At 28.7% G+C, this 19,764-nt stretch carries 22 protein-coding genes; 8 read left to right on the top strand and 14 right to left on the bottom strand.

Annotated features, from left to right (window positions below; genetic code table 11):
• Nucleotide 1: 1 nt before the first annotated feature.
• Genes WC168_RS03920 through WC168_RS03900 form a run of 5 tightly spaced genes read right to left on the bottom strand, consistent with a single transcriptional unit; the run spans nt 2 to nt 3,920 of the window.
• A complete protein-coding gene (locus WC168_RS03920) occupies nt 2-901 on the bottom strand; it encodes a polyprenyl synthetase family protein (RefSeq protein ID WP_066355186.1) in 900 nt (299 codons plus the stop codon).
• On the bottom strand, nt 902-1,204 hold the full coding sequence (locus WC168_RS03915; RefSeq protein ID WP_066355188.1) for a DUF2018 family protein: 303 nt from the start codon (nt 1,202-1,204) through the stop codon (nt 902-904).
• Nucleotides 1,204-2,499 carry a histidinol dehydrogenase gene (hisD, locus tag WC168_RS03910; RefSeq protein WP_372617655.1) on the bottom strand — a complete coding sequence of 432 codons (1,296 nt, stop codon included), beginning with the start codon at nt 2,497-2,499 and terminating at the stop codon, nt 1,204-1,206. The genes WC168_RS03915 and hisD overlap by 1 nt, the downstream gene beginning before the upstream one ends.
• Nucleotides 2,496-3,008 (bottom strand): shikimate kinase, encoded by a 513-nt coding sequence (locus tag WC168_RS03905; protein ID WP_082946413.1) that lies wholly within the window; start codon nt 3,006-3,008, stop codon nt 2,496-2,498. The genes hisD and WC168_RS03905 overlap by 4 nt, the downstream gene beginning before the upstream one ends.
• Nucleotides 3,009-3,023: 15 nt before the next feature.
• A complete protein-coding gene (locus WC168_RS03900; protein WP_372617653.1) occupies nt 3,024-3,920 on the bottom strand; it encodes a 1-aminocyclopropane-1-carboxylate deaminase in 897 nt (298 codons plus the stop codon).
• A 40-nt stretch (nt 3,921-3,960) separates the two neighbouring features.
• Here WC168_RS03900 and WC168_RS03895 point away from each other — a divergent pair, with 40 nt between their 5' ends.
• Together WC168_RS03895 and WC168_RS03890 are read left to right on the top strand one after the other, a co-directional pair.
• The gene (locus tag WC168_RS03895) at nt 3,961-4,437 is read left to right on the top strand and encodes a MotA/TolQ/ExbB proton channel family protein (protein WP_372617651.1); all 477 of its coding nucleotides are present in this window, start codon (nt 3,961-3,963) and stop codon (nt 4,435-4,437) included.
• Nucleotides 4,434-4,823, top strand: a complete 390-nt coding sequence (locus WC168_RS03890) for a biopolymer transporter ExbD (protein WP_066162577.1) — start codon at nt 4,434-4,436, stop codon at nt 4,821-4,823. Before WC168_RS03895 ends, WC168_RS03890 begins: the two co-directional genes overlap by 4 nt.
• Before the next feature lie 130 nt (nt 4,824-4,953).
• On the opposite strand, the gene WC168_RS03885 is transcribed toward WC168_RS03890, so the two are convergent.
• Genes WC168_RS03885 through WC168_RS03870 form a run of 4 tightly spaced genes read right to left on the bottom strand, consistent with a single transcriptional unit; the run spans nt 4,954 to nt 9,211 of the window.
• Nucleotides 4,954-6,324 (bottom strand): aldehyde dehydrogenase family protein, encoded by a 1,371-nt coding sequence (locus tag WC168_RS03885; protein WP_372617677.1) that lies wholly within the window; start codon nt 6,322-6,324, stop codon nt 4,954-4,956.
• A gap of 51 nt (nt 6,325-6,375) precedes the next feature.
• Complete coding sequence (locus tag WC168_RS03880; RefSeq protein ID WP_372617649.1) at nt 6,376-7,308, bottom strand: malate dehydrogenase; 933 nt, start codon at nt 7,306-7,308, stop codon at nt 6,376-6,378.
• Between the two features lie 17 nt (nt 7,309-7,325).
• Nucleotides 7,326-8,393, bottom strand: coding sequence for a class II fructose-bisphosphate aldolase (fbaA, locus tag WC168_RS03875; RefSeq protein ID WP_066352593.1), 1,068 nt, complete (start codon nt 8,391-8,393; stop codon nt 7,326-7,328).
• A gap of 11 nt (nt 8,394-8,404) precedes the next feature.
• Nucleotides 8,405-9,211 (bottom strand): peptidyl-prolyl cis-trans isomerase, encoded by an 807-nt coding sequence (locus WC168_RS03870; RefSeq protein ID WP_372617647.1) that lies wholly within the window; start codon nt 9,209-9,211, stop codon nt 8,405-8,407.
• Between the two features lie 151 nt (nt 9,212-9,362).
• Here WC168_RS03870 and hsrA point away from each other — a divergent pair, with 151 nt between their 5' ends.
• Nucleotides 9,363-10,046, top strand: coding sequence for a homeostatic response regulator transcription factor HsrA (hsrA, locus tag WC168_RS03865; protein ID WP_066162590.1), 684 nt, complete (start codon nt 9,363-9,365; stop codon nt 10,044-10,046).
• A 10-nt stretch (nt 10,047-10,056) separates the two neighbouring features.
• A complete protein-coding gene (locus tag WC168_RS03860) occupies nt 10,057-11,331 on the top strand; it encodes a HAMP domain-containing sensor histidine kinase (RefSeq protein WP_066162593.1) in 1,275 nt (424 codons plus the stop codon).
• Nucleotides 11,332-11,343: 12 nt separating this feature from the next.
• Here WC168_RS03860 and WC168_RS03855 read toward each other — a convergent pair whose 3' ends face one another.
• The 5 genes from WC168_RS03855 to moaA form a co-directional block, all read right to left on the bottom strand.
• A complete protein-coding gene (locus tag WC168_RS03855; protein ID WP_372617644.1) occupies nt 11,344-11,784 on the bottom strand; it encodes a CoA-binding protein in 441 nt (146 codons plus the stop codon).
• 19 nt (nt 11,785-11,803) lie between these two features.
• The gene (locus WC168_RS03850) at nt 11,804-12,838 is read right to left on the bottom strand and encodes a DHH family phosphoesterase (protein ID WP_066352596.1); all 1,035 of its coding nucleotides are present in this window, start codon (nt 12,836-12,838) and stop codon (nt 11,804-11,806) included.
• Complete coding sequence (locus tag WC168_RS03845; protein ID WP_066162601.1) at nt 12,835-13,233, bottom strand: Rrf2 family transcriptional regulator; 399 nt, start codon at nt 13,231-13,233, stop codon at nt 12,835-12,837. The genes WC168_RS03850 and WC168_RS03845 overlap by 4 nt, the downstream gene beginning before the upstream one ends.
• 114 nt (nt 13,234-13,347) lie before the next feature.
• Complete coding sequence (gene rpsO, locus WC168_RS03840; protein ID WP_066352599.1) at nt 13,348-13,620, bottom strand: 30S ribosomal protein S15; 273 nt, start codon at nt 13,618-13,620, stop codon at nt 13,348-13,350.
• 83 nt (nt 13,621-13,703) lie between these two features.
• Nucleotides 13,704-14,675 carry a GTP 3',8-cyclase MoaA gene (moaA, locus tag WC168_RS03835; RefSeq protein ID WP_372617641.1) on the bottom strand — a complete coding sequence of 324 codons (972 nt, stop codon included), beginning with the start codon at nt 14,673-14,675 and terminating at the stop codon, nt 13,704-13,706.
• 166 nt (nt 14,676-14,841) lie between these two features.
• Here moaA and WC168_RS03830 point away from each other — a divergent pair, with 166 nt between their 5' ends.
• The 4 genes from WC168_RS03830 to WC168_RS03815 form a co-directional block, all read left to right on the top strand.
• Nucleotides 14,842-15,507, top strand: a complete 666-nt coding sequence (locus tag WC168_RS03830) for a Crp/Fnr family transcriptional regulator (RefSeq protein ID WP_066162610.1) — start codon at nt 14,842-14,844, stop codon at nt 15,505-15,507.
• The gene (locus WC168_RS03825) at nt 15,504-16,490 is read left to right on the top strand and encodes a type IV pili methyl-accepting chemotaxis transducer N-terminal domain-containing protein (RefSeq protein WP_372617639.1); all 987 of its coding nucleotides are present in this window, start codon (nt 15,504-15,506) and stop codon (nt 16,488-16,490) included. The genes WC168_RS03830 and WC168_RS03825 overlap by 4 nt, the downstream gene beginning before the upstream one ends.
• 123 nt (nt 16,491-16,613) lie before the next feature.
• Nucleotides 16,614-19,424 carry a nitrate reductase catalytic subunit NapA gene (gene napA / locus WC168_RS03820; RefSeq protein ID WP_372617637.1) on the top strand — a complete coding sequence of 937 codons (2,811 nt, stop codon included), beginning with the start codon at nt 16,614-16,616 and terminating at the stop codon, nt 19,422-19,424.
• A gap of 9 nt (nt 19,425-19,433) precedes the next feature.
• Nucleotides 19,434-19,764 (top strand): 4Fe-4S binding protein (locus tag WC168_RS03815; RefSeq protein ID WP_372617635.1); only part of this gene is annotated, 331 nt, incomplete at its 3' end.

Here is a 19,764-nt window from a genome sequence, read left to right as displayed (position 1 = left end):
ATTAAAAATCTCTTTCTATCATAGCTTTCATAATATTTATTAACTCTTCGCTATTTTTTTCATCTTTTATAGATGAAATAGCTAGAAGCCCTGTCTGTTTTGCCTCTTTTATTGCATCATTTAAAGCATTTGTATTTTGCATTTGAGTTTTTATCCAATTTAACTCATCTTCATTTAAAGATTTTTTATATAAAGATTTTAAATACTCTTTATCTTCAACTCTTTCATATAAATATAAATAAGGAATTGTTACTTTACCTTCAACAAAATCAAGCATTGCTGGTTTTCCAAGTGTTTTACTATCAGAAGTTATATCTAAAATATCATCAATCATTTGAAAAGCAAGTCCAAGATTTTTACCATATAATGCATATTTTTCACTATCAAGACCAGCTATTATTGCTGCACTTCTAGCACTTGCTTCTATTAAAGAGGCTGTTTTTTTATAGATCATTGTTAAGTATTTATCGTATGAGTTATTAAATGATTGCGTTAAATCAACATCCATCATCTCTCCAATACTTAGTTCAGTTACTGCATTTGAAACATAATATGCAACTTTTTTGTCCATTTGTGATAGTTCTGTAAAAGCTCTTGAGTATAAAATATCTCCAAACATAATTGAAGTTTTATTATCATACAAAGCATTAATAGATGGTTTTCCTCTTCTTGTATCTGCTTCATCTATTACATCATCATGCAAAAGTGATGCTGCATGAATCATCTCTACAACTGCACAAAGCTTTATAGTTTCACTATTAACCCCAGCAATTTTAAGTATAAGTTTACTTCTTAACATCTTTCCAGTTGCTAATTTTTCTAATAAATCCAAAGCCTTTGGATAAGAGCAAACTTCTAAAAATACTTTTATCTGATTTTTTACTTCTTCTAAAACTTCCATTTAACTATCCAATCTACTAATAATATCTCCAGAAACTTCCATATAAAGCCCTTTTTTAGCAGAGTTAACTTCTGAGAGATTATCTAATTTAAACTCGTTTATATATGAGTTTATATCAAAATCTTCATCTTTATCTTTGCTTACAATCAACTCTAAAATAGCAAGTTTTTCAAAAACTTTATCTATCTCATCTTCAACTAAATCTCTGTGAGTCTGCTCTAAAATATCAAAAAATTTTGATTTTGGGCTACCAAAAAATATATCATCTTCATCTTCAGTAAACCAATCTTTAAATTTACTCATTATTTGTTTTCCAATCGCACTCTAACACTTTTTGCGTGAGCTGTTAAACCTTCTGTATCTGCTAGAAGCGCACAAGGTTCACCTAAATCATTTATAGCTTTTCTTGAAAAACTAATAATTGAGCTTTTTTTAAGAAAATTCTCAACATTTAAAGGACTATAAAATCTAGCAGTTCCACCTGTTGGTAGAGTGTGATTTGGACCTGCTATATAATCTCCAATTGGTTCAGGAGTATTTTCACCTAAGAAAATTGCTCCAGCGTGTTTTATAAAAGGAAGTAGTTCAAATGGATTTTTTGTCATAACTTCTAAGTGCTCAGGTGCTATCTTATTCATAAGTTCAACTGCTTCTTCCATATTTGAAGCAACAATTATAACACCTCGTTCATCTATTGATTTTTTAGCAATCTCATATCTGCTTAAATTTGCTAAAAAATTATCAACCTCTTTGCTTGTATTTTTTGCTAAATCTTCACAAGTAGTTATCAAAATTGAACTAGCCATCTCATCGTGTTCTGCTTGAGATAGTAAATCTATTGCTATATAATTTGCTTTTGCATCACCATCTGCTAAAATCCCTATTTCACTAGGTCCTGCAATCATATCAATATTAACTTCACCAAAAACAAGCTTTTTAGCAGTTGCTACAAAGATATTTCCAGGTCCAGTTATCACATCTACTTTAGGAATTGTTTGTGTTCCATAAGCCATAGCTGCAATTGCACTTGCTCCTCCAACTTTATAAACTTTTGAAACATTACAAAGGTGACAAGCTGCAAGAAGTAGTTCGTTTACCTCATTGTTTGGAGTTGGTGTACAAACAACTATCTCTTTAACCCCAGCAACCAGCGCTGGAATTGCATTCATTAATAAAGAGCTTGGATATGCAGCTTTCCCACCTGGTATATAAAGCCCTGCTTTGTCAACAGCAGTTACTTTTTGTCCTAAAATAGATCCATTCTCTTCAAAATCTATCCATGATTTTGGAAGCTGTTTTTCGTGATATGATTTGATTCTTTCATATGCTGTGTGAAGTGATTTTTTTAAACTCTCATCTAAATTATCATAAGCTTTTTTCATATCTTTTTGAGAAATTAAAAGTTCATCATCACTTTTAACGCTCCATTTATCAAATTTTTCAATATGCTTTTTTAAAGCCTCATTGCCATCTTCAATAATCTCATCAATAATATTTGAAACTATTTTTGAAACACCTTTTATATCACTTTTTGCTCTTTGTAAAATATTTTCAAACTCAATATTAAAGTTTGAATCTTTTGTATTAATTATTTTCATTTTATCTGTCCTAAAATATCTATTACTATATCTTTTAAATCTCTATTTTCAACATCAATTACAATATCAGCAACTCTTTGGTACTCTACAACCCTTGTATTATAAAGCTTTAAAGCCTCTTTTTTATCTTGTAGAAGTGGTCGTTTTTTTAACTTGTTTTTTGCATTAGGAGCTTTTTTTATTCTTTTTAAAATTCCATCAAATGATGACTTAAGATATATTACAGTTCCTATATTTTTAAGATTTTCTTGCTTATAAAATCCACCACCAGTTGAAATAATAGTGTTATCAACACTATTTTCAAGCCACAAAGCAGTCTTTTTTTCTAAGTTTCTAAAAAAAGCTTCACCATCATTTGCAAAAATCTTTTTAATAGCTCTATTCTCCATACTCTCTATTAAATCATCTGTATCAATTGCGTACATTGAAGACTCTTTAACTAAGGCTCTTGCAACTGTGCCTTTTCCAACACCCATAAATCCAATTAGTATAATATTATTCTTTTTCATAGTCGAAGATTATATCTAAATATTGGTAAATTTATATCTATAACGCTCTATCATTGTCTCATTTCCAATTAAACCACCTTGATGAATATATAAAAAAATATATTCATCTTTTTGTTTACAATTTTTCACATAATTTTCAAAAACAATCCAACCTAAACTATCATAAAGCAGATCAAACTCAATATTTGTCTGTTTTAAAAGCTCTAAATGTTTTAAATAAAACTCTTTATAAAGCTTTCCAAAATGGTATTTTTTATCTTTTTTTAAAATTGTTGGATGATTTTTATCTTCCAAAGCAAAAAACTGTTTTTTTAAATAATCATCATCTGCTACACATGAATTTGTAAGAACTTCAAATGGCAAATAGTGTTGCAAATATAAAGCTGTTGTTCCAGTACCACTTGGTAAAAATATTTTCAGTTTTTTATCTTCTATATTTTGCTCTTTTGCCCAAATTTTTATCTCATTTGCTAAAATCTCTATTCCATATTTTGCCTCTTTTAAGGCTCCACCTTCTGCTATAAAAAGCTCATTTTCTTGAAAACTTGTAGGAACTTCACCAATAATTAAATTCATACCATTTTCTAAAGCTTTTTTATAATTTCCACTTGGATTTGTTTTTAAAAAATCTGGAATATGCGATACATAATAATCAAATTGTAGATTTTTTAATTTGCATAAAACAGATAATGAGTACATAGCATTTGATTGATTTGAGCCATGAGAAATAATTTTTTTTATACCTTTTAAATCACTATTTAAAAAGTAATAAAATTTTCTAGCCTTATTTCCACTAAAATCACAATCAAGCTTGTCATCTCTTTTTACAAAATATTTTTGATTATTTAAAATAATTTCATCTATTGGTGAGTTTATATAGTTCATAAAAGTAATTCTATCATCAATTAACAAAAAATTTTGTACAATACAAGAAAAATGAAAAAGGCTATTTATGAACTTAATGGAGTATATTGATAAAGGTGGAGCAATTGTTTATATATTAATTTTTTTAAATATTATTGGTTTTACAATAATTATTTGGAAATTTACAACCCTTCCTCAAGTAAATAAAATTATCTCAAAAATCGCTCAAAATCTTGATTTAAATGGTTCAATTTCTGCACAAATTGAGTATGAGATTAAAAAGTTAGAATCTGGACTTACAATTATAAAAAATATTGCAATAGTTTCTCCACTTTTAGGTCTTCTTGGAACTGTTGTAGGAATTTATGCATCTTTTGAAGATATTACACAAAAAGGTTTAGGAGATCCTACAATTTTTTCAGGTGGAATTGCAATTGCACTAATTACTACAATTGCTGGAATTATTGTTTCAATTCCTCATCAAATTGCATATAATCACTTCATATCTTTAGTTGATAAAATCGAAATAAAAGCAAAAAAAGAGCTAATCAAAGAGTTTAAATGAAAAGAAGAGAGCCTTTAGGACTTGATTTAACACCTATTATTGATGTTGTTTTTATTCTTTTAATCTTCTTTTTGGTTACAAGTGTTTTTAAAAAAGAGGAACTAGCACTCATGCTTGATTTGCCAAAAGCCAATGCAAAAGAGCTAGCGGTAAAAAAAGAGCAAATTTTCATAGAGCTTAGTGTTGATAAACTTGCTATTAAAGGTATTGAAGTATCTTTTGAATCTTTAGAGGATAATTTAAAAGCTATTGAGAATAAAAATGATGCAGTAATTGTGCGAATTGATAAAAAAGTACCTTATGAAAGAGTTGTAAAAGTTTTAGATTTGCTTCAAAAATATAGTTTGAATAATTTGGCTTTGGTTACGAATGAGGAGAAAAAGTAGAAAATCAAATAAGAATACTTATTTGCTAGAAACAACTTTTGATGAAATAATTGCTATTGAGTTAAAAGATAAAAAATTTGAATATTTTAATTTAAAATAGAGGCTAAAAAGCCTCTATTAACTTAAGAAATTAAAAAAATCCTAAAGCTTTTGTATTAAATGAAGTTAAAATATTTTTTGTATGTCTATAGTTATTTAACATCATCATATGAGTCTCTCTTCCAATTCCAGATTTCTTATACCCACCAAAAGAGGCATGAGCTGGATAAACATGATAACAATTTACCCAAATTCTTCCAGCTTGAATAGCTCTTGATACTCTATGAATTTGGTGTGCATCTCTTGACCAAACTCCAGCACCCAATCCATAAATAGTATCATTTGCAATTTCAATAGCCTCTTTCTCATCTTTAAAAGTAGTTACAGATAAAACAGGTCCAAAAATCTCCTCTTGAAAAATTCTCATTTTATTATGACCTTTATAAATCGTTGGCTCTATATAAAATCCATCTGGATTTATAGAAGAGTGATAAATATCTCCACCAACTAAACACTCAGCCCCATCCTCTTTTGCAATTTTTAGATATTTTGCAATTTTCTCTTTTTGGTTAAAAGAGTTTTGAGCTCCCATTGTATTTTCTGTATCAAGAGGATTTCCAAGTTTTATAGCTTTTACCCTCTCGATAACTCTTTTCATAAATGATTCATAAATTGACTCTTCAATTAAAGCTCTTGATGGACAAGTACAAACCTCTCCACTATTAAATGCAAATAGTACAAGCCCTTCAATTGCCTTATCAAAGAACTCATCATCAGCATCCATTATAGATTTAAAGAATACATTTGGAGATTTTCCACCAAGTTCTAGAGTTGATGGAATTATATTTTCAGTTGCATATCTCATAATCTCTTGACCTGTACTTGTCTCTCCTGTAAATGCAACTTTTTTAATATCTCTATGAGTTACAAGATGTTTACCTATTTTCCCACCTGCTCCATTTACAACATTTATAACACCTTTTGGTAAAACATCTTTGATTAAATCCAAAAATAGAAGTATTGAAAGTGGAGTTGAACTAGCTGGTTTTAAAACAACACAATTTCCAGCAGCAATTGCAGGTGCTAGTTTCCAAGCTGCCATTAGAAGTGGGAAATTCCAAGGAATAATTTGAGCAACAACTCCATAAGGCTCATAAATCTCTTGAGATATAGTGTTCTCATCCAAATCAGAAATTGTCCCAGATTCAGCTCTTATAACAGATGCAAAATACCTAAAATGGTCAATAAACAGAGGTAAATCTGCATTTAAAGTCTCTCTTACAGCTTTTCCATTATCAAGTGTTTCAGCAACTGCCAAAGTCTCTAAATTTGCCTCTACTATATCTGCAATTTTGTTTAATAAAGCACTTCTTTGAGTTACAGATGTATGCTTAAACTCTTCAAAACCTTTTTTTGCAGCCTCAACTACTAAATCAACATCTTTTTCATTTGATCTTGGAATTTTTGTATAAATTTTAATTAATTTTTGTTACTAAAATACACAATATTCTATTTAAAATTTATCTTTAATCTTATCTATTAGATTTTTTACAGAGTTTACAGATTTAGCAAATTCATCTTTTTCTTTGTTTGTAAGTTCAAGCTCTACAATTTTCTCAACACCATTTTTACCTAAAACAACAGGAACTCCAGTAACCACATTTGAGTAACCATATTCACCATCTAATAATACAGCACAAGGATAGATTGTTTTTTTATCTTTTAAAATAGATTCCAGCATCAAAAATGTAGATTGAGCTGGTGCAAAATATGCTGAACCTGTTTTTAAAAGTTCAACTATTTGAAGTCCACCTTTTCTTGTTTTTTCAACAATATCTTCAATCTCATTTTCATCTAAAAGCTCATCTAAAGCTATATTATCAACTTTTGTATGTTTTATAAGTGGTACCATATCATCTCCATGTCCACCTAAAACCATAGCTTCTACATTTTTATTTCCTATTTTCTCTTTTATAAAGTATGACATCCTAGAGCTATCTAAAATTCCAGCCATTCCAAAAACTTTTTCTCTTGGGAAGTTTGAAGTTTTTAAAGCTTGATATACCATTGCATCAAGAGGATTTGAAACAACTATTAAAATAGAGTTTGGATTGTATTTTGCAATATTTTTAACAATAGAGTTCATAATATTAGCATTTGTAAATAGAAGATCATCTCTACTCATATCAGGTTTTCTAGCAATTCCAGCAGTAATCACTACAATGTCACAATCTTTGAAATCTTCATCCAAAGAGATAGCTTTTATTGTAGTTTTTATATTTTTATAACTTATTGCTTGAGAGATATCCAAAGCAATAGCTTTGGTAAAATCTTCTCTAATATCTTTTAATAAAATCTCATCACAAAGCTCTTGAAATGCTAATTTATAGGCAATTGATGAACCAACATTTCCAACACCAACAATCCCAACTCTTCTTTTATTCAAAATATATCCTAAAAAAATTAGTTTTTATTAAGTGCTAATAGATCACTAAATGCAACTTCAAGTCTAGCTATCATAGCCTCTTGACCAGCTCTTAACCATTTTCTTGGGTCATAGTAATTTTTATTTGGTTTATCTTCACCCTCAGGATTTCCAATTTGTCCTTGCAAATACCCTTTGTATTTTGCTTCATAAGCTCTAACTCCATCCCAAAATGCCCACTGTGTATCTGTATCAATATTCATTTTAATAACACCATACGAAATAGCATCTCTAATATCTTGAAGCTCTGAACCGCTTCCTCCGTGGAATACAAAATCAACAGGTTTTGAAGCTGTTTTAAACTTATCTTCAATATATTTTTGTGAATTATCTAGAATTTTTGGACTTAATACAACATTTCCTGGCTTATAAACTCCATGAACATTTCCAAAACTTGCAGCAATTGTAAAGTTCTCTCCAACTTTACTTAAACTCTCATAAGCAAATGCAACTTCACTTGGTTGTGTATATAAAAGTGAGTTATCTACATTTGTATTGTCAACTCCATCCTCTTCTCCACCTGTAATTCCAAGCTCTATTTCAATCATCATATCAAGTGTATCCATTTTCTTAAAATACTCAACACAAATTTCAATATTCTCTTCTAAACTCTCTTCACTTAAATCTAACATATGAGATGTAAATAGTGGTCTTTTTGTTTTTGCAAAATGCTCAATTCCAGCATCAAGCAAGCCATCAATCCAAGGAAGAAGTTTTTTTGCTGCATGGTCTGTATGTAAAATAACTGGTATTCCATAAGCTTTTGCCATAGTGTGAACATGATTTGCACCACTAATAGCTCCTAAAATAGCCGCATCACTAGTTTTTAAACCTTTTCCAGCAAAAAAACCAGCTCCTCCATTTGAAAATTGAATAATAACTGGAGATTTAACTTTTGAAGCAACTTCTAAAACAGCATTAATAGAGTCTGTTCCTACAACATTAACAGCTGGAATAGCAAATCCCTCTTTCTTTGCATAAGCAAATAGTTTTTTAGCTTCACTTCCAGTTAATACTCCAGCATTTACAACATCTAATACACCCATTCTTCTCATCCTTATTTAATTACTATTTTTGCTTTTTTTCTAAGATCTGAAACTAACTGTTCAATATCTTTATTTAATTTTTCACTCTTCATTATTCTTTCAATATTATCTTTAACTTCATCGTAACTTAACTCTTTTGAAGGAGTTTTATCAATTAAAAAAATTACATGATAACCAAACTCTGTTTTTACAGGAGTTTTTGAATAAGTTCCTTTTTTAAGAGCTTTAATTGCATTTGAGAAATCAGGAACCATATCATTTGCTGAAAACTTACCTAAGTATCCCTCATTTTGCCCTGCACCATCTTTTGATTTAGCTTTAGCCAGCTCTTTAAATTTTGCCTCTTTATTTACAGCTTTATCAAGCTCTTTTACAACATCTTTAGCATCTTTTTCACTATCAACTAAAATATGTCTAGCTTCAAAATTTTCAGGAATAATGAATTTCTCTTTCTTTTTGTTATAAAACTCTTTTTTCTCTTTATCAGTAAATTTTATACTATCAACTTTCTGTTTTTGCCAAACTTGAAGAGCAACATCTTCTTTAATTCTATTCATAGCATCAATATATTCAGCATCTTTTTCAACACCACTATCTAAAGCATTTTTTGCAAGAAGTTTTCTATTAATTGCACCATCAATAATCTGTTTTTTCATCTCATCTGGAAGTTGATTAAAATCGACTCTTGGATCTTGTATTAAAAGATTTATATCTTGTTTTGTTATTTTATCCCCATTTACAGTTGCATAATAATCATTTGCTACTAAATTTGTAGCAAGAAAAAACAAAGATGCAGTAGTTAGCACTATTTTTTTCATTACATTCCTTTTATAGTTAATTTCAAATAAATGGTGCATTCTACTATATTTTCCTTTATTTTTATATTTTTAGTTTAAACTCTATTTAAAAAAACTTTTTTTTATGATATACTTCCGCAAAATTAAAATTAACTTAAGTTTAAGGATAGAAATGAGAATTTTGATTATTGAAGATGAAATAACATTAAATAGAACACTGCAAGAAGGATTAGTTGATTTTGGTTACCAAGTTGATAGCGCTGAAAACTACAAAGATGCTGAGTACTTTATTGATATTAGAAATTATGATTTAGTTTTAACAGACTGGATGCTACCTGATGGTGATGGTATTGAACTGTGTAAAATTGTTAAAAACAGAAGTTCAAGAACTGCTGTTGTAATTATCTCTGCAAGAGATGATAAAGAGAGTGAAATTGAAGCACTAAGATCAGGTGCTGATGATTTTATTAAAAAACCATTTGATTTTGATATTTTACTTGCTAGAATTGAAGCAAGATTAAGATTTGGTGGAACAAATATCATTGAAATTGATGATTTAATTATCAATCCTGATGAAGAAAAAATAGAATATGCTGGAGAAGAGATAGAGTTAAAAGGTAAACCTTTTGAAGTTTTAACTCACCTTGCACGACATAGAGATCAAATTGTTTCAAAAGAGCAACTGCTTGATGCTATTTGGGAAGAGCCTGAGCTTGTAACTCCAAATGTTATTGAGGTTGCAATAAATCAAATTAGACAAAAAATGGATAAACCATTAAATATTTCAACTATTGAAACAATTAGAAGAAGAGGTTATAGATTTTGTTATCCAAACCAAGTTTCTGAGGAAAAATAGTATTTAAATTATGAAAATTAAGAGTATCTATAAACAGTTTTATACAAAACTAATTATAGCTACCTCTTTTTTTCTAATCATTCTCTCATTTATATTTTATGAATATGCAAAAAGCTCTTTTTATAGTAATATTGAAAAAAATCTTTTAAAACAAGCTAAACATATTGAAAAATCTTACATATCTTTTGATAAATTTAAAAATATCTTTAATGAAACACAAAAGATTGAAGTAGTTTTTTTAGAAAATAATCAAAAAGATATTAAATTTATAAAATTTTTCCAAGATGATAAAACATTTGCAAAATTAATTTTTCCTATGAATGATGATGCATTTTTACAAATCACAAAAGATATAACTCTTGAAAGAGATATTTTAAATTCAATTATTTTTAAAAACTTCTTCTCTTTGGCAATTCCTGGTTTTATTTTAATGCTCATTTACTCTTTGGTAGTTGCTAAATCTCTTTTAAAACCTATTGTTGAAATAAATAAAAAATTATCAAATATGGATGAAAATTCTTTATCACAAATTGATACAAAAAATCTTCCAACAGAGTTTACAACACTTGCAAACTCTATAAACTCTTTAACAAATCGTATAGGTACATACCTTAAATTTAAAAAAGAGTTATACATAGGAATTGCGCATGAACTTAAAACTCCTCTTGCTGTTATGAAACTTAAAAATGAGCTTATGCTTAAAAAACCAAGAGAAAAAAGTGAATATGAAGATGCTATAAAATTAACTATTAGTGAAATAAATAGTATGAATATTATGATTAGCTCAATTTTAGATATTGGGAGAACTGAAGGTGCTCAATTTGAACAGTCAAAAAATATTGAGCTTGTATCTTTTATAAATAAAAAAGTTGAAGATTATAAGATGTTAGCTTTAAAAAAAGAGATAAATATGAGATTTATTACAAACACCTCTAGCTTTGAGCTAAATATTCAAGAGACTCTTTTTATGCAGATACTTCAAAATTTTGTACAAAATGCTATCAAATTTACTCCAAATGGAAAAAATATTGAAGTATATTTCAAAAAAATAGATAATACAATTATTTTAAGTGTAGTAGATGAAGGAGTTGGAATAGATGAAAAAATCGATGTTTTTGCTCCATTTAAAAAAGTTGGAGATAAAAGTGGAGTTGGATTAGGTCTTTATCTTGCAAAAATAGCTGCTGATGCTTTAAATGCTGAAATATCTATAAAAAATAGAAGTGATGGGAAGAGTGGAGCTATTGCTAAATTTGAATTAAAACTTATAACAATTGAGGATTAGAAAAATCTAATCCTATTCATAAATAGCTTTATGCTCTATTTTTGTGCACTTATTTTGTACAACTTTTAATCCATTTTCAACTGCTTTTTGAGCCGCTTCATTATTTGCAAGTCCTAATTGAAACCAAACAGATTTTATATTTTTTGAATCTTTTAATCTAATAGCTTCATCAACAACTTTTGCTATTGCATCTGGTTTTCTAAAAATATCAACCATATCAATATCAAATGGAATCTCTTCTAAACTTCGATAAACTTTTTCTCCTAAAATCTCATCCTCTTTTGGATATATAGGAACTATCTTAAAACCTTTGCTTTGTAAATATGAAGCAACTCTAAAAGATGCCTTTTCACTATCTGGAGAAAGACCTACAATCGCAATTGTTTTAGTGTTATCAAAAATCTCTTTTATCTCATTTTTATTTGAATTAACAGTTGGAAATTCGCACTCCATTTTCACTCCTTTTTTAAGATTAATCTATACTATCTAATTTTCTTTGAATATAACTTCTTACATCTTGTAAATTTATGCTATCAACAAAATCATCAAATTTACACCCACTTGCATTTACATGCCCACCACCATTTGCTAACTTTGAAGCAAGTATTGCTACATCAACTTTTCCATCAGCTCTAAAAGATGCATTTCCTTTTTTATTTATATCTATAAAAAAATCATAATCCCTATTTGCTCTTAAAAAACTATTTGCCGGAATAGATATTCCTCCCAAACAGTAAGTCATAAGACCTTTATGCTCTTTATAAAAAACAGTTAAATCCTCTTTTATATTATCAAGAGATTTTACTAAATAGTTTGCACTTAAGTTATCTAAAGTATCATCAACACTCTCTTTTAAAAACTCTTTTTTTATCTTATGAATTTCATTATCAAAGATTATATGTCTATTTTCTAAATTTAGATATTCAACTGCTTTTTCAAGCAGATAAAATTTGTACTCTCTATCTAAAGAGCTAAAAAGTATAGAGTTTATCTCTCTTGCTTTTGAAATTGAACTCATTAAAACTTTACCAAACTCAAAATTATCTCTTTGTTTTTCAAGCCAAATATCAACAGCATTTATAGTATCAACCAACTCTTTATAAGAAGATATAGCTTTATCAAAATTTTCAAACAAATAGTCATACACTATTTTTGTAGCACATCTTTTATCATCTAAATAGTACCAAGAGTATTTTTCTGAACTCTTTTTACCAGTTATATGGTGATCTAATAGCTGTAAAGTTATATCAAAACCACTATTTTTTAAACTATTTATCTCACTATCAAGCTCAAAGCTCTCATCTTGTGTTAAATTCAAATCACTTATTATAAAAAGTAATTTATCATCTTTATAATTTTTTATATCACTAATTGCCTGCTTTAATGCTTGTTTTACTTCCAAACCATAATTTGCATTATAAAAAGTAGCATTTTTAAAAAGTTTATTTGTTAAAAATTGACAACCATAACCATCTAAATCTGTATGTGAAATATGAAAAAGTCTCATAATATATCTTTCAAAGTAAGTTGAGATAAAAAATCATTTACTTTAAATTGTAAATTATTTAATAAAGGCCAAATAAAACACAATTTTGCTTTATTATTTGGACAAGATGTTATAGATTCAGAACACTCAAAAACAGCTGGATTTCTCTCTTCTGCTGATACAACTATCTCTAAAATTGTAAGCTCATCTATTGATTTATTAAGTGTAAAACCACCATTTACACCTCTGTGAGAAGTCACTAATCCATCTTTTGCTAAACTTTGCATAATTTTTGCCAAAAATGATTTTGAAATCTCTAACTCTTTTGATAAAAAATCAACATTTATAGGCTCTTCTTGTTTTGAGATATAAATTAGTGATAATAAAGCATATTCACTCTTTTTTGTTAATAACATTTTAAATCCATTTCAATTTTTGATTATATTGTACAAAAGATATTATTAAAAAGAGTGGATATAAAAAAAGGGAAGAGCAAAAACTCTTCCCTTTTTAAAAATTAAGCTAAAAAACTATTTTGCTCTAATTCCTAAGTTTTCAACCAATGCTGTAAATCTAGCATAATCTGTTCTTTTTAAGTATGCTAAAAGTTTTTTTCTTTTTCCAACCATTTTTAAAAGACCTAATCTTGAAGAGTGATCTTTTTTAAACACTTTTAAATGCTCAGTTAAGATTTTCACTTGCTCTGTTAATAGTGCAATTTGAACCTCAGCAGAACCTGTATCATTCTCTTTTCTTCCGTATTTTGCAATAATACTTGCTTTTACTTCCTGATCTAAAGCCATTTTGACCTCCTAATAGGTATATGTTAATTTAATCTATTTTTAAAATAGGGGCGAATTGTATAAAAAATTTGCTTTAATTTTACTTATCCACCTGTCTCATAAAATGCTCTACTTGAAATTTCATTATCACTTTTTGTTGACCATCTATTTTTTTCAGGTTTATTTTGTAAAACTTTTTTTAATATTTCACTTGCTTTTTCTATATCATTTGCTCTAACTGCATCTTTTATACTCATAGCATCTTCAAAATATAAGCAAGGTATTAAAAAGCCTTCAGCTGTTAATCTTATTCGATTACAAGAGGCACAAAAATCATCTTTATGAGGCTCAATTATTCCAAACTCATATCCATCTTCTAATTTATAGTATTGAGCTGGAGAGCTTGTATCTCTTGCTACTTTTTCAATATTTTTATATTTTGTTTTTATAATCTCTAAAATCTCATCAGAGTTTAGACCCTTTGCGCTATTTTTTGCAAATGAGTTCTCCATAAACTCAATAAATCTAACAGTAAAACCCTCTTTTTTACAAAAATCTAAAATATCTAAAATATCAATATCATTAATACCTTTTAGTGGAACGCAATTTATTTTAACTTTAAGTCCAAGCTCTTTTGCTTTTAAAATTCCCTCTAAAACTCTTTGTAAAACATCTTTTTGAGCAATTTTTGAAGCTCTATCTTTATTTAAGCTATCCAAAGAGATATTAATTCTTTTTAGTCCAGCATCTTTTAATTTTTGTGCCATTTGAGAAAGTAGATAACCGTTTGTTGTAAGAGCTAAATCTATATCTTTTTTATAATCACTAATCATTTTTATAAATTTATCTAAATCATCTCTTAAAAGTGGCTCTCCTCCAGTGATTCTTACCTTTTTTATTCCCTCATCAATACCTATTTTTATAAACTTAAACATATCTTCATATGATAATAAATTCTCTTTTGGAACCCAAGAGAATGGTTTTTCTGGCATACAATAGTGACATCTAAAGTTACATCTTTCAGTAACTGAAACTCTTAAATAATCGTGTTTTCTTCCAAATTTATCAATTAACATACAAAACCTTATTTTTTTTATTAAATATTCTATCTTCTTAAAATATAATACTCTTTGACTTTTATCAATACTTTTAATTTTAATTATTCAAAAACTTAAATAATTTAATTAATATTTTTACAAGCATAATATACAATCACTTAAACAAAACATTTGAGGGATTTTTATGACACTTTTTGAAAGCCTTGGAAATTTAAGCTTTTTTAAAAACTTAGATGAAAAAAATCTTGAACTTTTATCCTCTTTCTCTTTTGTATCAAAATATAAAAAAGAGTCTATTCTTTTTTATGAAACTGATTTAAATAACAATATTATTTTTTTGGTTTCTGGAATGATAAAAGTTTATAAATATGATAAATTTGATAATGAAATTTTTCTATATCATATCTATGAAGACTCTTTAGTGAGTGAACTAAGCTCTATAAGTAACACTGAAATAAACTGTTTTTCTAATGCATCTTTTGTTGAGGATTCAATAGTGCTATTTATTAATTTCAAAAAATTAAAAGAGCATTTTTTTGATAAAAATTTATTAGTAAATGAGTTAGTAGAAGCTCTTTTTAAAAAAAATCATAAACTTCAATGTTTAATAAATAGAGAGCTTGTATTTGATGCAACTGCAAAAGTTGCATTCATGATATCTAGCGATTTAAAAATGTTTAATAGCTTAAAAAGACAAGATGTGAGTTTTATGTTACACATTCAACCTGAAACTCTCTCTAGAGTTTTAAAGAAGTTATCAAGAGATGGAATTATTGAAATAGAGAATCAAAAAATAGAGATTAAAGATAAAATAGCATTAAATTCAATTTTTAAAGGGGTAGGAGAATGAAAAAAAATAGTATTAGCGCAAAAATAAAGATTATTGGAATCTTATTTACACTTTTATTGCTAAGTATTGTTACTACCACAATATATTTAAATGATAAAAATCACAAAGATGCAACAATTATAAATATAGCTGGTAAACAAAGAATGCTTACTCAAAATATTTCAAAAAATATCTTCTACTTAAATCAAAACAAAACTGCTTCAAAAGATGAACTAAACAGTAGTATTAAAGAGTTTATATACAATTTAAATAGCTTAAAAGGAGAGAATAGTCTAAAAAAAATTCCAACATTTCAAATAGAGAATCAACTACTTAAAGTTGAATTTTTATGGAATGATTTTTATAAAAATATAGAACAATTTAAATCTTTGTTGCAAAAAAATAAAGAAGATATAGAGCTAAAAAAGATTGTTGATTTAATATACTCAAAAAATATAAAATTATTAAACGAGATAGATGCTTTAGTATCTTTATATACAATTCATAGTGAAAAAAAAGTTAATTTTTTAAAAAATACTCAATATTTTTTTGCAATTTTAATTATCTTTCTAATACTTTATAGCTTTTTAGAATTAAAAAATATGGAAAAAAATGCATTAAACTTTATTAAAGAGTCTAAAAAAGCGATGCAGCAAAATTTTGCAAATCCTTTAAAACCAATAGAGATTGAGGCTGAAAATGAGTTTGTTGATGCTAGCAATGTATTAAATAATTTTTTAAAAAAGATAAATAGTGCAATAATTGATTCAAACAGTGCATTAGAGCAATCTAAAAATGCCTCAGTTAAACTTGAAGAGTTAACAAATGAGTTTGATGCAATTATAAATGAGTTACAAAATAAAAGTGAGATATCTCTTCAACTAAACAGAAGTGAAGATATTGCTATAGAGACTCAAGAGCAACTTTTGCACTCTGCAAAAAGATTAGCCGAACTAAAAAATGAACTTGAAAAAATAGTATTATTTTGTGAAAAAAAGAGTTAAAACTTAACTCTTTTTTATAAATATCTCTTTAAATACTTAAATAATCTTGATTAACATCAAATCTACTTCACACCTTTTTCGTTAACATCTTATTGTTTATAAATTTATTTCAAAGGAGAAGAGATGTCGCTTTCACGAAGAGATTTTCTAAAAAGTTCAGCAGCAGCAAGTGCAGCAGCAGCTATTGGTATGAGTGTACCAACAGATTTAAAAGCACAAGCAAATGTTGCTGAGAGTGGTTGGCGTTGGGATAAAGCAGCCTGTAGATTTTGTGGAACAGGGTGTGGAATTATGCTTGCAACAAAAGAGGGAAAAATTGTTGCTGTTAAAGGTGATCCAGCAGCTCCAGTTAACAGAGGGCTTAACTGTATTAAAGGGTACTTTAATGCAAAAATTATGTATGGAGCAGATAGACTTAAAACTCCTTTGCTAAGAGTAAATAAAAAAGGTGAATTTGATAAAAAAGGTAACTTTGCACCTGTTTCTTGGGAAAGAGCTTTTGATGAGATGGAAAAACATATCAAAGCTGCTTTAAAAGAGAAAGGTCCTGAAGGAATTGGTGTATTTGGAAGTGGACAATACACAATTATGGAAGGTTATGCAGCACTTAAAATGATGAAAGCTGGATTTAGATCAAACGGAATTGATCCAAATGCAAGACACTGTATGGCAAGTGCGGTTGTTGGTTTTTATCAAACATTTGGTATTGATGAGCCAAGTGGTTGTTATGATGATATTGAACTAACAGACACAGTTGTTTGTTGGGGTTCAAATATGGCAGAGATGCACCCAATTTTATGGTCAAGAGTTACAGATAGAAAACTTAGTAATCCAGAGAAAGTTAAAGTGATAAATCTATCAACTTATAGACATAGAACTTCAGATATTGCTGATTTAGAGATTATCTTTACTCCAAATACAGATTTAGCTTTATGGAACTATATAGCAAGAGAGATTGTTTACAATAGACCTGAAGCTATTGATTGGGATTTTGTAAAAGAACATATTGTTTTTGCAGCAAGTCCTGTTAATATTGGTTATGGAATGAGAAAATCTGATGAAAAATCAATCAAAGAAGGAAAATACTCTAAAGCTGAAATGGAAACTATAAGCAAAGAGATGGAGAAAATTGTATCTGAAACTGAGGCTCCTGCACTTGCTCCTTATGGATATAAAGCTGGTGATAAAATGACTAATAAAGATAGTGGTCTTGCTCACTGGGAGATTAGTTTTGAAGAGTATAAAAAGTTTTTAGAACCTTATACTTTAGATTATGTTGCAAAAATTTCTAAAGGAGATCCTGATGAGGATATTGAGGAGTTTAAGAAAAAACTTCAACAACTTGCTGACTGGTATATTGAAAAAGATAGAAAAGTTGTAAGTTTTTGGACTATGGGAATGAATCAACACACAAGAGGAACTTGGGTAAATACACTTTCATATAATGTTCACTTTTTACTAAATAAACAGGCAAAACCAGGAAGTGGTGCATTTAGTTTAACTGGTCAACCAAGTGCTTGTGGAACAGCAAGAGAAGTTGGAACATTTACACATAGACTTCCAGCTGATATGATGAATGAAAATCCAAAACATAGAGAAATTACTGAAAAAGCATGGAATGTACCACTTGGAACTATAAATCCAAAGGGAACTCAAACTTTTATGAAGATTATGAGAGATTTAGAAGATGGAAATACTAAATTTGCTTGGGTAAATGTAAACAATCCATGGCAAAATACTGCAAGTGCAACTCACTGGGTAAAAGCAGCTAGAGAGATGGATAATTTCATTGTTACAAGCGAAGCATACCCTGGAATTAGTGCAAAAGTATCAGATTTAATTCTACCATCTGCTATGATTTATGAAAAATGGGGTGGATATGGAAATGCTGAAAGAAGAACACAACTTTGGAGACAACAAGTACTTCCTGTTGGAGATGCTATGAGTGATACTTGGCAGTGGGTTGAACTTTCAAAAAGATTTACAGTTAAAGATCTTTGGGGTGAACAAGAAGTTCAAAGTTCAAAAGGTGAATTAAAACTTCCAAGTGTTATTGAAGCTGCAAAAGCTATGGGCTACAATGAAGATACAACTATGTATGAGATTTTATTTGCAAATGAAAAAGCCAAATCATACAAAGCTGATTTAAATGATGAAATTCAAGCTGGATATGACAATACTGAAGCATTTGGTGATAGTAGAAATGTAATAGGTAGTGATGGAAAACCATGGAAAGGATACGGATTCTTTATACAAAAATATCTATTTGAAGAGTATGCAAATTTTGGAAGAGGACATGCTCACGATTTAGCTGATTTTGACACTTATCATAGAGTTAGAGGACTAAAATGGCCAGTTGTAGATGGGAAAGAGACATCTTGGAGATTTAATACAAAATATGATCCATATGCAAAAAAAGCAAATCCAAATAGTGATTTTGCCTTCTATGGAACATTAGCAAAAGAGTTAGCTCAAGGTGATTTACTTGGAGTTAAAGATCAAACTAAAAAATCTCTAAAAAATAAAGCAAAAATATTTGCAAGACCATATATGGATCCACCTGAAATTCCAAATGAAGAGTATCCAGTTTGGCTTAGTACTGGAAGAGTACTAGAACACTGGCATAGTGGAACTATGACTATGAGAGTTCCAGAACTTTATAGGGCAGTTCCAGAAGCACTTTGCTATATGCACCCTGAAGATGCAAATAAGTATGGTGTAAAACAAGGGGAGCTTTGTTGGGTTGAATCAAGAAGAGGAAAAGTAAAAGCAAGAGTTGAAACAAGAGGAAGAAATAGACCAAGCAGAGGTTTAGTATTTGTTCCTTGGTTTGATGAGAAGGTATTTATAAACAAAGTTTGTTTAGATGCAACTTGTCCACAATCAGGGCAAACTGACTTTAAAAAATGTGCTGTAAAAATTTATAAAGCATAAGGATTAAAGATGAATATAGTTGAAAACTATCAAGAAAATAGAAGAAAATTTATTCTAAAAAGTGCTAGAACTATTGGTCTAGTTGTTCTTGGTAGTTTAACATGGAGTGCATATTTAAGTGAGGTAAAAGCTAGTAATCTAATTCTTAGACCACCAGCAGCTCTAAAAGAGGATGACTTTTTGGCTACTTGTATAAAATGTGGACTTTGTGTTGAGGCATGCCCTTTTGATACACTAAAATTGGCAAAACCAGGGGATAATTTACCTTTGGGAACTCCATATTTTGTACCAAGAGATATTCCTTGTTATATGTGTGTTGATATTCCTTGTGTTCCTATTT

It is taken from the genome of Aliarcobacter sp., from assembly GCF_041672065.1.
GTDB classification, from domain to species: domain Bacteria; phylum Campylobacterota; class Campylobacteria; order Campylobacterales; family Arcobacteraceae; genus Aliarcobacter; species Aliarcobacter skirrowii.
The sequence above is the reverse complement of the archived record's forward strand: the minus strand, read 5'-3'. Positions and strand labels throughout refer to the sequence as shown.